Below are 13,571 nucleotides of genomic sequence, written 5' to 3'. Positions count from 1 at the left end.
ATGCATTGTTCGACTGCCGGTGTTTCCACTCAGTCGTATTTTTTTCTTAACAGTGAAGATTGATCCGGCGCGCTTTCAGGTCAAGCGAATTGTCGCGCCGTGCACATCCCGCTTGCGAAACATGTCAGCTTCACACTGGCGGGCAGGATTGTTCGGAAAAGGACCAGCAGTCTGGAAACGAAAAACCCGCCGGAGGCGGGTCGCGGCGCAAATCAGCACCATGGACGAATATGTAGCATAGCTGCCCTCAGCAGGTCAAGAAAAAATTCCTATCACGAACTGCCAGCACGGCCTCACTGTCTTGGGAGGAAGGCCGTCAGTAGCGTGGTTTGGTCTTTTGCGGATCGTAGTGGGCGAAGGCGACGACGCGCGCCGGCAGCCGCTTGGCATGGCCGTCGAGCTTGCCGATCTCGACCTCGGTACCGACAGCTGAATGGGTGACGTCGAGCCTGGCCAGCGCGATGGTCTTGTTCAGCATCGGAGAACGCATGCCCGACGTGACCACGCCGATCTGGGCGCGGCCGACATGCACGCAATCGCCATGGCCGACGTCGACATTGGCCTCGATGTCGAGGCCGACCAGCTTCGTCTGCGGGTGCTCCTTGCGGCGGGTCAGCGCTTCGCGGCCGATGAAATCGTCGGTCTTGCTCTTCAGCGGCACGGTGAAGCCGATGCCGGCCTCGAACGGGTCGGTCTGGTCGGAGAATTCGTAGCCGGCGAAGATCAGCCCGGCCTCGATGCGCACCATGTCCAGCGCCTGCAGCCCCATCGGCTTCAGTCCATGCGGCTGGCCGGCTTCCCAGATGGCGTCGAACACTTTTTCGGCGTCGCGCGGATGGCACCAGATCTCGTAGCCGAGCTCGCCGGTATAGCCGGTGCGCGAGACCACGACCGGAATGCCGTTGCCGCCACCAATGCGTGCGACGGCGAAGCGGAACCATTCGAGTTCGTCGATCGATGGCTGCAATGGCGAAGTCCAGATCACTTCTCGCAGGATGTCGCGGCTCTTCGGACCCTGCACGGCGACATTGTGCATCTGGTCGGTCGACGAGCGCACCAGCACGTTGAGACCCAGCTTGGCGGCCGTCTTGCGCAGCCATTCGCCGGACAGATCGTCGCCGCCGACCCAGCGAAAATTGTCCTTGCCGAGCCGCAGCAGGGTGCCGTCGTCGATCATGCCGCCATGCTCGTAGCACATCGCCGAATAGACCACTTGGCCGACGCCAAGCTTCTTGACGTCGCGGGTCAGCGTGTATTGCAGCAGCGCCTCGGAATCCGGGCCGGTGACCTCGAACTTGCGAAGCGGCGACAGGTCCATGATGACCGCGTCCTGCCGACAGGCCCAGTATTCGGCGATCGGCCCGTCCTTGGCGAAGGAATTGGCAAGCCAATAGCCCTTGTACTCGACGAAGTTGCGGGTGTGCTTGGCAAAGCTCGAATGAAAAGCTGTCTCGCGGGTCATTTTCGGTTCCGAATCGGGCGTCATGCGTCTGGCGATCGCTCGCGAGAATTTGTGCTGGCCGGAATAGGTCCGCACATGGATGTCGGTCGGGTTCCAGCCATTGGCCGGCGTCGTGTCGTCGGGGCAGGCGGAGGAGACGCAGACAATGTCGGTGAGCGCGCGCAGCAGCACATAGTCGCCCGCCCGCGACCACGGCTCGTCGGACACCATGACGCCATGCGCGTCGATCGCCGTGTTGAAGAAGAAGTTGATCGCCATCCAGCCCGCGCGGGGATTGACGCCCTTGCCGGCCAGAGCGCCGTTGAAATTCTCAGAGCAGTTGGTGTGGCCGGGATAGCCGATGTCGTCGTAATATTTGGCGGCGCAGGCGAGCGCGAAGGCGTCGTGCCGGCCGCATGTGTCCTGGATAACCTCGACCAGCGGCTCCATGTCCTGGTCATAGTATTTGGAATGCAGGCCGGGCATCGGGTAGCTCGCGCCCATCAGCGTGCGCGTTGTCGTCACGTCGAGCGGATGATCCAGTCCCCTGTCCAGCTTGCGCGCCGAAAAGCACTGGAAGTCGGTGCACTGGCGGCCGTTGACATCGATGATCTGTAGATAGTCACCGGCCTTGACGAAATAGGATTCCGCCGTCGCCGAATGGACACGCAAATCGAGCACCGGGTCGGCCAGCGGGTCCGCCAACAGCGATTTCGCCGCCGGGCGGATCGTGGCGCGGCGAACGATGGCGGTCAGCGGCGTCGCCGTGTCGTGACCGTCGACCAGCATCGGCCCGCCGGGGGCCGCAATCAGCATCGAGCCGTCACGCGTGACCGTGAATGTTTGTTCTGTACCGGCAGGCGTAGTGGCGCCGAACACCCGCACCGCCTTGGCATGGTCAAGCTGCACCTGCCGGCGCGCGAGCCCGCTCCGTAGCGATGCGAGGCTGTCGTCGTCCTCTATGAGCAGCGCCTTGATGCCGGCAGCGTTGCTGTCCGATGCTTCACCGAAAATGCCGGGATCGGTCGCGCCGGTCCTGTCCCAGGCCAGCAACTCGCAGGCCTGGCCACCCTCGACATTGCGCACGGTGATCGTGTCGCCGGCCATGATATCGATGAGCACCGCGCCATTGCCATGGATCGTATAACGCTCCATGCCCGGCGGCAGCGCGATCTGGCCGGGCCTCAGGATGAGGCTCGGCCGCGGCGGTCCGGCGGCAATTGCGGGGTAGGGCGACTGGCTCATCTCAGCCTTGCGGTTCGAGAAACAAGTTTGCCTGTGTGTGAAATTATTTTAGCGGTAAGAATAGCAGTGCGCGTGCGTTTGGCAAGGCGAAGCGCACTTCTTCCCTTCTCCCCCAAGGGAGAAGGTGGGGCGCGCGCAAACGCTATTCGAAATCCTCGGAATGGCTGACCGTAACGCCGTACTCCGCAGCCGAGTCGAGCATCGTATGCCAAAGGCTTTCGGCAAAGGTCGCGAACACCAGGAGGTTGAACACCGCCAGGCCATCCGGCCGATCATTCCCGCGCCAGAGCGTGACGCTGGTGTGGTCCATCGACGTCGCAGCAGCGGCACCAATCGGAAACGAGGCGGCATGCAGGTCGATCGACGACAGCTTGGCGAGCATGGCGCGCGCCTGGATTCCGGAAACGCTGATCAACGCGCGTGCATGCGACTGGTCCGATAGCGAAGCGGGACCGGTGAATGCCGGCGCCAGCGTCCACATCGTGTGCTTGCCACTTTTCGACAGGATCAAGAACTGATCCGGCCCCGACCAGATCAGCGTGGCATCCGGAGTTTGTACCGCCTTCGGCGCATCCGGTGCCGCGATGCCGAAGCGGGTCCTAGTCGCCTTTGCCAGTTCGGCTCCTTTGCCGCGCCGCGCCATCACCTGGATCGGATCAAAATTGCGAACCTCGGTCAGCGAGACGCCAGCCTCGATACCGCGTGCACCATGCGCACCGGTGACAAGCGCTTTTTCAAGCGGACTGCGGGGAGTCCAGGAAAAATCAACCACGCTGACGCCCTCCATCCGGATCGTAGAAGACGGGATTGCAGAGTTCGACATCGTAGTCTTCGCCGCGCAATGGATCATGCGCGTGGACGATCTCGCCGATGCGCTCGCGGCCGCGTTCGACAAGCGCGAGCCCGATCCACTGATCCAACGTCGGCGAGAAGCAGACCGAGGTGACATAGCCCTGGTCGTTGCCGGGGCCGGGCGTCTGACCCTTCGGGATGATGTGCGCGCCAGAGCGCAAGCGGCGGCCCTTGTCGGTCGGCTTGATGCCGACCACGACCTGGCGATCCGGGGCGATCAGTGCCTCGCGTCCGGCCATCACGCGGCCGATGAAATCCTTCTTGGTCGACATCATTTTGCCGAGGCCAAGATCGGCGGCTGTCGTCGTGCCGCTCAGTTCCGGTCCGGCGACGTGACCCTTTTCAACGCGCATGACACCGAGCGCCTCGGTGCCGTAAGGCGTCACGCCGAATGGCGCTCCGGCCAGCATCAAATTGCGCGCCATGGCATCGCCAAAGCGCGCCGGCACCGAAATCTCGAAAGCCATCTCGCCTGAGAACGAGATGCGGAACAGCCTTGCCCTCAGGCCCCCGCGAAGTGCTACTTCGCGCGCGCCCATGAATGGAAAGCCTTCGTTGGAAAGGTCCTCGGTCGGATCGACGATTTCCCTCAGCAGGTCGCGTGTCTTCGGCCCGGCGATCGAGAATTGCGCCCACTGGTCGGAGACGGAAGTGAGCTGCACGTCGAGCTCCGGGAACAGCACCTGGCGGCAGAATTCGAGATGCTGCATCACCAGCCCGGCCTTGGCCGTGGTGGTGGTCAGGAAATAATGGTCCTCGGCCAGCCGCGATGTCGTGCCATCGTCATAGACGATGCCGTCCTCGCGCAGCATCAGCCCATAGCGCGCCTTGCCAACTGCGAGGCTGGAGAAGGTGTTGATGTAGACGCGATCCAGGAAGGCGCCGGCATCGGGGCCGTGCACGTCGATCTTGCCGAGCGTCGAGACATCGCAGAAGCCGACGCCACCGCGCACCGCCTTGACCTCGCGGGTCACCGATTCCAGCCAGTCCTTCTCGCCGGCGCGCGGGTACCATTGCGCGCGTTTCCACAGGCCGGTGTCGACGAAGACAGCACCTTGTTCCACGGCCCAGTGGTGCGACGGCGTCAGCCGCGTCGCATGGAACGTCTCGTCGCGGTGATGGCCGGCGAAGGCGCCGATGGCGACCGGCACGTAAGGCGGCCGGTAGATCGTCGTGCCGGTCTCGGGGATCGAACGGCCGCTGACCGCGGCCATGATGGCAAGGCCGGCGACATTCGAGGTCTTGCCCTGGTCGGTNCGTGCCGGTCTCGGGGATCGAACGGCCGCTGACCGCGGCCATGATGGCAAGGCCGGCGACATTCGAGGTCTTGCCCTGGTCGGTGGCCATGCCGAGCGTCGTGTAGCGCTTCAGGTGTTCGACGGATTCAAAGCCTTCGCGTTGCGCCAGTTCGATGTCAGAGGCGGTGACGTCGTGCTGGTAATCGACAAAAGCCTTGCCCTTGCCGGCGACGTGCCAGAGCGGCGTCAGCGAGAATGCCTCGTCGTCGGCGGAAGGCGCGGTACCCACTGTGCCGCCATGTCCCGTGTCACGCGCCGCTGCCGCGCCGGCGGCAAATCCCTGGCTCAGGCAGGCGCCGAGGCCGAAATCGCCATTGGCGGCGCCGGCGGCGACCATGCCGGGAGGCGCGCCGTCGGGCACGAAGGCGGAGATGTCGTCACGCCACGCTGGCCGACCGCGATGGAAGGAGGTCAGCCCGACCGCCGGGTTCCAGCCGCCGGAAACGGCGAGCCCGTCCGCTTCGACCTCGGCGCGCGCGCCGCCGGTGAGCGACACCGCGATTTTCCTGACGCCATCCTTGCCGCCATCGACGCCACTGACGGAACCATGCAGCACCGGGAAGCCGCCCTTGGAGGCCAGCGAACGATGCGCCGGCGACACTTCGGACCGTGCATCGATGACCGCCGCGATCTGTAGGCCGGCACCGAGTGCAGTCTCGACCGTGCGCCAGCCATCCTCATTGTTGGTGAACAGCGCGATGCGTTTGGCCGGTGTCGCCGCATAGCGCGCGACATAGGTGCGCATGGCGGACGCCATCATCACACCGGGCGTGTCGTTGCCGGCAAACACGATCGGCCGTTCGATGGCGCCGGCCGCGACAACGCAGCGCTTGGCCACGATCCGCCACAGCCGCTGGCGCATCTGATGCTGAGGCGGCGAGGGCAGGTGGTCGTTGACCCGCTCGATCGCGCCATAGGTACCGCCATCGTAGACGCCGAATAGTGCCGTGCGGGTCATGATGCGGACGTCCGGCATATCAGCCAGTTCAGTCAGCGTCCGCGACAGCCATTCGGCTGCCGGCACACCATCGATCGTGCCGCCATCCGACAGCAGGCGGCCGCCGGGGACAAAATCCTCTTCGCACAGGATGACGCGGGCACCAGCGCGGCCGGCTGCCAATGCCGCGGCCAGACCGGCCGGGCCGGAGCCGGCGATCAGCACATCGCAATGCGCCCATGCCTTGTCGTAGTGGTCCGGATCGGCGACGCCTGCGGCGCGGCCAAGGCCGGCGGCGCGACGGATCGCCGGCTCGTAGATCGCTTCCCAGAATTTCGCCGGCCACATGAAGGTCTTGTAGTAGAAGCCGGCAACGAAGATCGGCGCGAACAGCTGGTTCACCGACATCACATCGTGGCGCAGCGATGGCCAGCGGTTCTGGCTGGCGGCTTCCAGCCCTTCATAGAGTTCGGCTGTCGTCGCCTTGGTGTTCGGCTCGCGCCGTGCGCCGGTGCGCAGCTCGACCAGCGCGTTGGGTTCTTCCGAACCGGCGGTGAGAATGCCGCGCGGGCGATGGTATTTGAACGAGCGGCCGACCAGCTTGACGCCATTGGCGATCAGCGCCGAGGCGAGCGTATCGCCCTGGAAGCCGGAGAAAGCCTTGCCGTCGAAGCGGAAGTTCAGCGGCGCCGACCGGTCGATGAGACCGCCATTGCCGAGCCGGTGTGTCTGCGCGCCGGCCATCACGCACCGACTTTCGCGGCGCCGGCACCCGCCGCCGGCTCAACGGCGGAAATCTCGTGCGTCAGCGTGTTGCGGGTGACCTTCAGCCAGGCCCGGCAACCACCGCCATGGTACCAGTGTTCGCTGGTCTGTCCGGCGACATTGTCGCGCAGATAGACATAGTCGAAGACCTCGTCTTCCGAGGTGCCGGCTTCGGGCCGCACAGGCTTGGCGTCGCCGAGATAGGTGAACTCGCCGAGTTCGCGTTCGCCGCAGAAGGGACAGATAATGCGCATTTTCTTCTAAACCGCCTTCAATGCAGGTTCGGTTGGGCGCCCTGGCCCTTTTCGTCGATCATGGCGCCAGTCCGGAACCGGTCGAGGCGGAACCGTGCGGCCTCTTCGTGCGATTCATCGCGGGCCAGAAGGTGGGCAAAGACAAAGCCGGAGCCTGGTGTCGCCTTGAAGCCGCCATAGCACCAGCCGGCGTTGAGATAGAGCCCGTCGACCGGCGTCTTGTCGATGATCGGCGAACCGTCCATCGACATGTCCATAATGCCGCCCCACTGGCGCAGCAGACGCAGGCGGCCGATCATCGGCATCAGCGCCATGCCGCCCTCGCAGACGTCCTCCATGACAGGCATGTTGCCGCGCTGGGCATAGGAATTGTAGCCGTCTATGTCGCCGCCGAACACCAGCCCGCCCTTGTCGGACTGGCTGACGTAGAAATGGCCGGCGCCGAAGGTCATGACACCAGAGATGAGCGGCTTGATCGCCTCGGAGACGAAGGCCTGCAGCACATGGCTTTCGATCGGCAGGCGCAGGCCGGCCATCGCCGCGACGCGCGATGAACTTCCGGCAACAGCCATACCGACCTTGCCGGCGCCGATCTTGCCGCGCGACGTCTCGACGCCGGTCACCTTGCCATTGGCGTCCCTGACGAAGCCGGTGACTTCGCAATTCTGGATGATGTCGACGCCGAGTTCGCTCGCCGCATGCGCATAGCCCCAGACAACAGCATCGTGCCGCGCCGTGCCGCCGCGTCGCTGCAACAGCCCGCCTTGCACGGGAAAGCGCGCATTGTCGAAGTTCAGGAACGGTATCATCTTCTTGACGGCAGCGAGGTCGAGCAGTTCGGCGTCGATGCCGTTGATGCGCATGGTGTTGCCGCGCCGCGCATAAGCGTCGCGTTGCGCGTCGGAGTGGTAGAGGTTGATGACGCCGCGCTGGCTGACCATTGCATTGTAGTTGAGGTCCTGCTCCATCCGCTCCCACAGCTTCATCGACAATTCGTAAAAGCCGGTATTGCCTGGCAGGCCGTAATTGGAGCGGATGATGGTGGTGTTGCGGCCGGCATTGCCGGAGCCGATCCAGCCTTTTTCGAGCACGGCAACATTCTTGATGCCGTACTCGCTGGCGAGAAACCAGGCGGTGGCAAGGCCATGGCCGCCACCGCCGATGATCACCACATCGTAGCGATCCTTCGGCGTGGCGTCACGCCAGGTGCGTTGCCAGTTCTTGTGGCCGGAGAGGGCAGCACGGGCGAGCGAGAAGATCGAATATTTCATCAGTTCATTCCGAGGTCGCTCGCACCGCGCTGGTGGTCAGATATCCAGCGTGTGGTCGCGCTCCCATTGCGTGAAGTGCGAAGCATAGGAATTCCATTCCTGGTGCTTCAGCTTTAGGTAGGCCGACGAGAATTCCTCACCCAGCGCCGCCTTGAGCGATTTGTCCTTGTCGAACTCGCGCAGCGCGTCGAGCAGATTGAGCGGCAGTTTTGGCGCGCCCTTCACCGTGTGCCCATGCTGGTACATGTCGATGTCGTAGCGCTTGCCGGGATCTGCCTTCGAGCGGATGCCGTCGAGGCCGGCGGCGATGATAACCGCCTGCAGCAGATAAGGGTTGGCAGCACCATCCGGCAGCCGCAGTTCGAAGCGGCCGGGGCCGGGCACGCGCACCATGTGGGTGCGGTTGTTGCCGGTCCAGGTCACCGTGTTCGGCGCCCAGGTGGCGCCCGAAATGGTGCGCGGCGCATTGATGCGCTTGTAGGAATTGACCGTCGGGTTGGTGATCGCGGCAAGCGCGGAAGCATGCTTCATGATGCCGCCGAGGAAATTCCGGCCCTTGGCCGACAGGCCAAGCTCCATCGCATTGTCGGCGAAGACGTTGGTCTTGCCCGATTTGTCCCAGACCGAGATATGGGCATGGCAGCCATTGCCGGTCAGGCCCTGGAAGGGTTTGGGCATGAAGGTCGCGCGCAGGCCGTGCTTCTCGGCGATCGACTTGACCATGAATTTGAAGAACGAGTGCTTGTCGGCGGTCGCCAGCGCGTCGTCGAAGGCCCAGTTCATCTCGAATTGGCCGTTGGCATCCTCGTGGTCGTTCTGGTAGGCGCCCCAGCCGAGCGCCAGCATGTGGTCGCAGATCTCGGCGATGACGTCGTAGCGGCGCATCACCGCTTGCTGGTCGTAGCAGGGCTTCGAGGCCGTGTCGTATTCGTCGGAAATCGTCTTGCCGTCCGGCGAGATCAGGAAGAACTCGGCCTCGACGCCGGTCTTGACGTGCATGCCGTCGCTGGCGGCTTCCGCGATCAGCCGATTCAGCGTGTTGCGCGGCGCCTGGTCGACCTCCTTGTCGTCCATGATGCAGTTGGCGGCGACCCAGGCGACCTCCGGCTTCCACGGCAGCTGGATCACCGAGTCCGGGTCCGGCACCGCCAGCATGTCGGGATGCGCCGGCGTCAGATCAAGCCAGGTGGCGAAACCGGCAAAGCCGGCGCCATCCTTCTGCATGTCGGCGATGGCTTGCGCCGGCACCAGCTTGGCACGCTGGCCACTGAACAGGTCAGTGTAGGAAATCATGAAATATTTGACGTTTTTCGCCCTTGCGAATTCAGCAAGATCAACTGTCACGGAAGTTCCCCATTTTTTTGTCGATTGTGGCCCCAGAGCGTGTGGGCTTCGGCCCTTCATTGATTAGAAGCCGTTCTTCCCCGGTATCCAGTTGGTGCCGGCCAGCGGTACGCCGGCCATGGCGGCTGCCTCGATCGTCAGCGCGACGAGGTCCTCGGGTTCCAGATTGTGCAGGCTGTTCTTGCCGCAGGCACGGGCGATGGTCTGCGCTTCCAGCGTCATCACCTTGAGGTAGTTCGCCAGCCGGCGTCCGGCGGCCACCGGGTCGACCCGCTTCATCAGTTCGGGGTCCTGCGTGGTGATGCCTGCGGGGTCGCGCCCCTCGTGCCAGTCGTCATAGGCGCCGGCCGTGGTGCCGAGCTCGTTATACTCCGCCTCCCAGCGGGGATCGTTGTCGCCGAGCGCGACAAGGGCGGCCGTGCCGATCGAGACCGCGTCGACGCCGAGCGCCAGCGCCTTGGCGACATCGGCGCCGTTGCGGATGCCGCCGGAGACGATCAGCTGCACCTTGCGGTGCATGCCGAGATCCTGCAGCGCCTGCACCGCCGGCCTGATGCAGGCAAGCGTCGGCATGCCGACATTTTCGATGAACACTTCCTGGGTGGCTGCGGTGCCGCCCTGCATGCCGTCGACGACGACGACATCGGCGCCGGCCTTCACCGCAAGCGCGGTATCGTAATAGGGCCGGGCACCGCCGACCTTGACGTAGATCGGCTTTTCCCAGTCTGTGATTTCGCGCAATTCGAGGATCTTGATCTCGAGATCGTCGGGACCCGTCCAGTCCGGATGGCGCGAGGCCGAGCGCTGGTCGATGCCCTTCGGCAGCGTGCGCATTTCGGCGACGCGGTCGGAAATCTTCTGGCCAAGCAGCATGCCGCCGCCACCCGGCTTGGCGCCCTGGCCGACGACGACTTCGATCGCATCGGCACGGCGCAGATCGCGCAGGTTCATGCCATAGCGCGACGGCAGGTATTGATAGACCAGCTGCTTGGAATGGCCGCGCTCTTCCTCGGTCATGCCGCCATCGCCGGTGGTGGTCGAGGTGCCCGACAGTGTGGCGCCGCGCCCGAGCGCTTCCTTGGCGGGCCCCGACAGCGAGCCGAAGCTCATGCCGGCGATGGTGATCGGGATCTTCAGCTCGATCGGCTTCTTGGCATGGCGTGAACCGAGCACGACTGATGTGTCGCAGCGCTCGCGGTAGCCTTCGAGCGGATAGCGCGAGATCGAGGCGCCGAGGAACAGGAGGTCGTCGAAATGCGGCAGCTTGCGCTTGGCGCCGGCGCCACGGATATCATAGATGCCGGTCGCCGCGGCGCGGCGGATCTCGGAAAGCGTGTAGTCGTCGAAGGTCGCGGATTTGCGCGGCGTCGTCGGCGGGTTGCGATAGGTCATGCTGCCTCAATACGCGTCGGCGTTGTCGATATTGAAATTGTAGAGGGTACGCGCCGAGCCGTAGCGCTTGAACTCCGACGGCTTGACGCCGGTGACGCCGGCACGGTCGAGCAGGCCTTGCAGCAATTCCAGATGCTCGGCCCGCATCTCCTTGGCGATACAGTCGGCACCCAGGCTGTCGACCTTGCCGCGCACGAAGAGACGCGCCTCGTAGATGGAATCGCCCAGCGCGTCGCCGGCATCGCCCAGCACCACCAGATTGCCCGACTGCGCCATGAAGGCCGACATGTGGCCGATATTGCCGTGCACGACGATGTCGATGCCCTTCATCGAAATGCCGCAGCGCGACGACGCATTGCCTTCGATGACCAGCAGGCCGCCCTTGCCGGTGGCGCCGGCATACTGGCTGGCGTCGCCTTTGATGGTGATCGAGCCCGACATCATGTTCTCGCCGACGCCGGGACCCGCCGAGCCGTGCACGGTGATGGTGCTGCCGGAATTCATGCCGCCGCAATAATAGCCGACGCTGCCGCGCACATCGATGGCAACAGGCTGGTCGACGCCGACGGCGACCGAATGGCTGCCTTTCGGGTTCAGCACTTCCCATGCCGTTTCGTTCGAGCCGGGAGCCAGATTGTGCAGCGCCTGGTTGAGTTCACGCAGCGACAATTGGTCGAGATCGAAGACCCGAGGGTCGTGTGCTGCCGTCTTTGAAAGCGTGGTTGCCGGCATGAATTCAATGCTCCCAGAAATAGACGGTTGCGGGTTCGGGTTCCCAGACCCTCGCATTGTCTATGCCAGGCAGTTTGGTCAGCGCGCGATATTCCGAGCCGAAGGCGACATACTGGTCGGTTTCCGCCATCACGGCGGGCTTGCAGGCGATCGGGTCGCGCACCACGCCAAAACCGTTCTTGGTGCCGACGACAAAGGTGAAGAAGCCGTCGAGGTCGGAGAGCGTGCCTTCCAGCGCCTCACCGAGATTCTTGCCATGCGCCATCTGCGACGAGAGATAGGCGGCGGCCACTTCAGTGTCGTTCTCGGTTTCGAATTTCATGCCTTCGCGGATCAACTCGCGGCGGACATTGTTGTGGTTCGACAGCGAGCCATTGTGCACAAGGCACTGGTCGGCGCCGGTCGAGAACGGATGCGCGCCCATTGTCGTCACAGCCGATTCCGTCGCCATCCGGGTATGACCAATGCCATGCGTGCCGGTCATCTTGCGGACATCGAAGCGATCGACGACCGCCTCGGGCAGGCCGACTTCCTTGTAGATCTCGACAACGTCGCCGGCGCCCATGATGCGGATGTCGGGGCGCAGCGTCTGGATGGTTTCGCGCGCTTCATCGATCTTGGCGGGCGTGGTCCTGACGACCGCATGGGTGGATTTCACCGCGATCGTCACCGGCGTGCCGATGGCCTTGGCGAGCTCCGCCTCGAGGCCGCGGAAATCGCGGTCCGGCTTGGCCGACTGGATGGTGATCTTGGCCTCATTTTTGGAAGGCGCGCCATAGATGGCAATGCCGGCGCTGTCGGGACCGCGATCGCTGAGCGAGATCAGCATCTGCGACAGCATCGCGCCAAGCTGGGGCTCCAGCGACTTGTCCTTCAAAAACAGTCCGACAATTCCACACATGTCAGCCTCCGATGTTTGTAGCTAAGAGATCGTTTGTAGCTAAGAGACGATGTATCGAATGAGCTGCACTAATTCAATCATATGAAAAAAATATTCCTCTAGTTACCTATGCGGCTCAATGCCGCTCTGCGCACTGTCGCCGTCTCGCCGGGCAGTGTGAACCCATTTCGCGGTGCGGATGCGAGCGATCTTGTAGGCGTCGAGAATCGACAAGGCATAGATCAGGAAGCCGCCGGCGTGACGGCCGACAAAGCTGGCATCCGACGGTGCGATCTTGGCCGTCACCCATGCCAGGATCACCATGAAGAAAAGGAACTGCAGGCCGCGCACCGGCACGCCGAGAATGACATGCCCGCTTCCCGGCAACACGATTGCGGCGCCGAGAACCAGATAGGGGTTGGTGGGTGCAGTGGTGGGAATGGTCATGCGGCCTGCCGTTCGCTTTTGTTGATGGCGTCGCGAAGCGCCGACACCGACACCAGCAGTCTTTCGATCAGCGCGGGATCGAGTGTGGCGTCGCCGAATTCGGCCTGCCGAAAGACGCCATAACGCGCCCGTTCGGCTTCGGCCAGCAGCCACACGATGCGTACCCCTTTCGGGGTGATCAGCAGTTCCTTGGCGCGCCCTTCGGAAAAAATCCCGAGGTGGCCGGCGATGGTCTCCAGTGGGAAGTGGACGCCCCTGCGATCGGTCCGCAACACGGCCTCAGCCGGAAATGCTGAGCTCTTCGGCAGCGTGTGCTCGAGATGATCGAAATTGGAGAAGGTCGTCGGCGATCCCGGCCGCATCATCATGTCGAACGTCGCCGGCACCGCGACCTCTTCGGTGATCGAAACACTGAGCCAGCGCGCCGGCAGTTTTCGCGTCGCCAGCGTATCGACGATGGTGCGCACCTGGACACGTTTGCCGTTCCAGGATCCTTCCCAGGTGATGACGCCGGCGGTGCCATCCGAAACATTGGCAGCGTCGGCGATGACTGTGCGGATGCGGCCCTGCTCGACGGCGAGCGCCATCGACGCCCTGCTGTGGCTGGCACGCGCCTGCCAGGCAAGGTGGAGGACGACAGCTAGGACAATGGCCCCGGCCAGCAGTGCTGATGTCACCTCGGACATTTTCTCATGCCAGGCCCGCCCGGGATC

The 13,571-nt window shown here is 63.8% G+C and carries 10 protein-coding genes and 1 pseudogene; all 11 read right to left on the bottom strand.

Features of this window, described 5'->3' with window-relative positions; all coding sequences use genetic code 11:
* Positions 1–316: 316 nt before the first annotated feature.
* Positions 317–2,686 (bottom strand): aminomethyltransferase family protein, encoded by a 2,370-nt coding sequence (locus X735_RS164185; protein WP_023808745.1) that lies wholly within the window; start codon positions 2,684–2,686, stop codon positions 317–319.
* A 142-nt stretch (positions 2,687–2,828) separates the two neighbouring features.
* Positions 2,829–3,458: a sarcosine oxidase subunit gamma family protein gene (locus X735_RS164190; protein ID WP_023808744.1), complete on the bottom strand. Its 630-nt coding sequence runs from the start codon at positions 3,456–3,458 to the stop codon at positions 2,829–2,831.
* Positions 3,451–6,517, bottom strand: a pseudogene (locus X735_RS01000000165465) (sarcosine oxidase subunit alpha). The gene X735_RS164190 and the pseudogene X735_RS01000000165465 overlap by 8 nt, the downstream one beginning before the upstream one ends.
* Positions 6,517–6,792: a sarcosine oxidase subunit delta gene (locus tag X735_RS164195; protein WP_023808743.1), complete on the bottom strand. Its 276-nt coding sequence runs from the start codon at positions 6,790–6,792 to the stop codon at positions 6,517–6,519. The pseudogene X735_RS01000000165465 and the gene X735_RS164195 overlap by 1 nt, the downstream one beginning before the upstream one ends.
* A gap of 17 nt (positions 6,793–6,809) precedes the next feature.
* Positions 6,810–8,063, bottom strand: coding sequence for a sarcosine oxidase subunit beta family protein (locus tag X735_RS164200; RefSeq protein WP_023808742.1), 1,254 nt, complete (start codon positions 8,061–8,063; stop codon positions 6,810–6,812).
* A gap of 36 nt (positions 8,064–8,099) precedes the next feature.
* Entirely contained in the window at positions 8,100–9,407 is a 1,308-nt protein-coding gene (gene glnT / locus X735_RS164205; RefSeq protein WP_023808741.1) for a type III glutamate--ammonia ligase, read from the bottom strand.
* Between the two features lie 63 nt (positions 9,408–9,470).
* On the bottom strand, positions 9,471–10,799 hold the full coding sequence (locus tag X735_RS164210; RefSeq protein WP_023808740.1) for an FMN-binding glutamate synthase family protein: 1,329 nt from the start codon (positions 10,797–10,799) through the stop codon (positions 9,471–9,473).
* A gap of 6 nt (positions 10,800–10,805) precedes the next feature.
* Positions 10,806–11,531, bottom strand: a complete 726-nt coding sequence (locus tag X735_RS164215; protein ID WP_023808739.1) for a GXGXG domain-containing protein — start codon at positions 11,529–11,531, stop codon at positions 10,806–10,808.
* Positions 11,532–11,535: 4 nt separating this feature from the next.
* Positions 11,536–12,432: a glutamine amidotransferase family protein gene (locus tag X735_RS164220; protein ID WP_023808738.1), complete on the bottom strand. Its 897-nt coding sequence runs from the start codon at positions 12,430–12,432 to the stop codon at positions 11,536–11,538.
* A gap of 102 nt (positions 12,433–12,534) precedes the next feature.
* Positions 12,535–12,858, bottom strand: a complete 324-nt coding sequence (locus tag X735_RS164225) for a hypothetical protein (RefSeq protein WP_023808737.1) — start codon at positions 12,856–12,858, stop codon at positions 12,535–12,537.
* Positions 12,855–13,544, bottom strand: coding sequence for a hypothetical protein (locus tag X735_RS164230; protein ID WP_023808736.1), 690 nt, complete (start codon positions 13,542–13,544; stop codon positions 12,855–12,857). Before X735_RS164230 ends, X735_RS164225 begins: the two co-directional genes overlap by 4 nt.
* Positions 13,545–13,571: the final 27 nt, after the last annotated feature.

Origin of the sequence: Mesorhizobium sp. L2C084A000 (assembly GCF_000502875.1) — a bacterium.
In the GTDB taxonomy this organism is placed as follows: Bacteria; Pseudomonadota; Alphaproteobacteria; order Rhizobiales; family Rhizobiaceae; genus Mesorhizobium.
Note: the sequence above shows the minus strand (reverse complement) of the source record. Positions and strands in the feature narration are given on the sequence as shown.

Bases quoted from the DNA above. Each gene is read 5' to 3' on its own strand.
- X735_RS164215 (WP_023808739.1), bottom strand. From the start codon at position 11,531: ATGCCGGCAACCACGCTTTCAAAGACGGCAGCACACGACCCTCGGGTC.
- X735_RS164195 (WP_023808743.1), bottom strand. From the start codon at position 6,792: ATGCGCATTATCTGTCCCTTCTGCGGCGAACGCGAACTCGGCGAGTTC.
- X735_RS164210 (WP_023808740.1), bottom strand. From the start codon at position 10,799: ATGACCTATCGCAACCCGCCGACGACGCCGCGCAAATCCGCGACCTTC.
- X735_RS164225 (WP_023808737.1), bottom strand. From the start codon at position 12,858: ATGACCATTCCCACCACTGCACCCACCAACCCCTATCTGGTTCTCGGC.
- X735_RS164220 (WP_023808738.1), bottom strand. From the start codon at position 12,432: ATGTGTGGAATTGTCGGACTGTTTTTGAAGGACAAGTCGCTGGAGCCC.
- X735_RS164185 (WP_023808745.1), bottom strand. From the start codon at position 2,686: ATGAGCCAGTCGCCCTACCCCGCAATTGCCGCCGGACCGCCGCGGCCG.
- X735_RS164200 (WP_023808742.1), bottom strand. From the start codon at position 8,063: ATGAAATATTCGATCTTCTCGCTCGCCCGTGCTGCCCTCTCCGGCCAC.
- X735_RS164230 (WP_023808736.1), bottom strand. From the start codon at position 13,544: ATGTCCGAGGTGACATCAGCACTGCTGGCCGGGGCCATTGTCCTAGCT.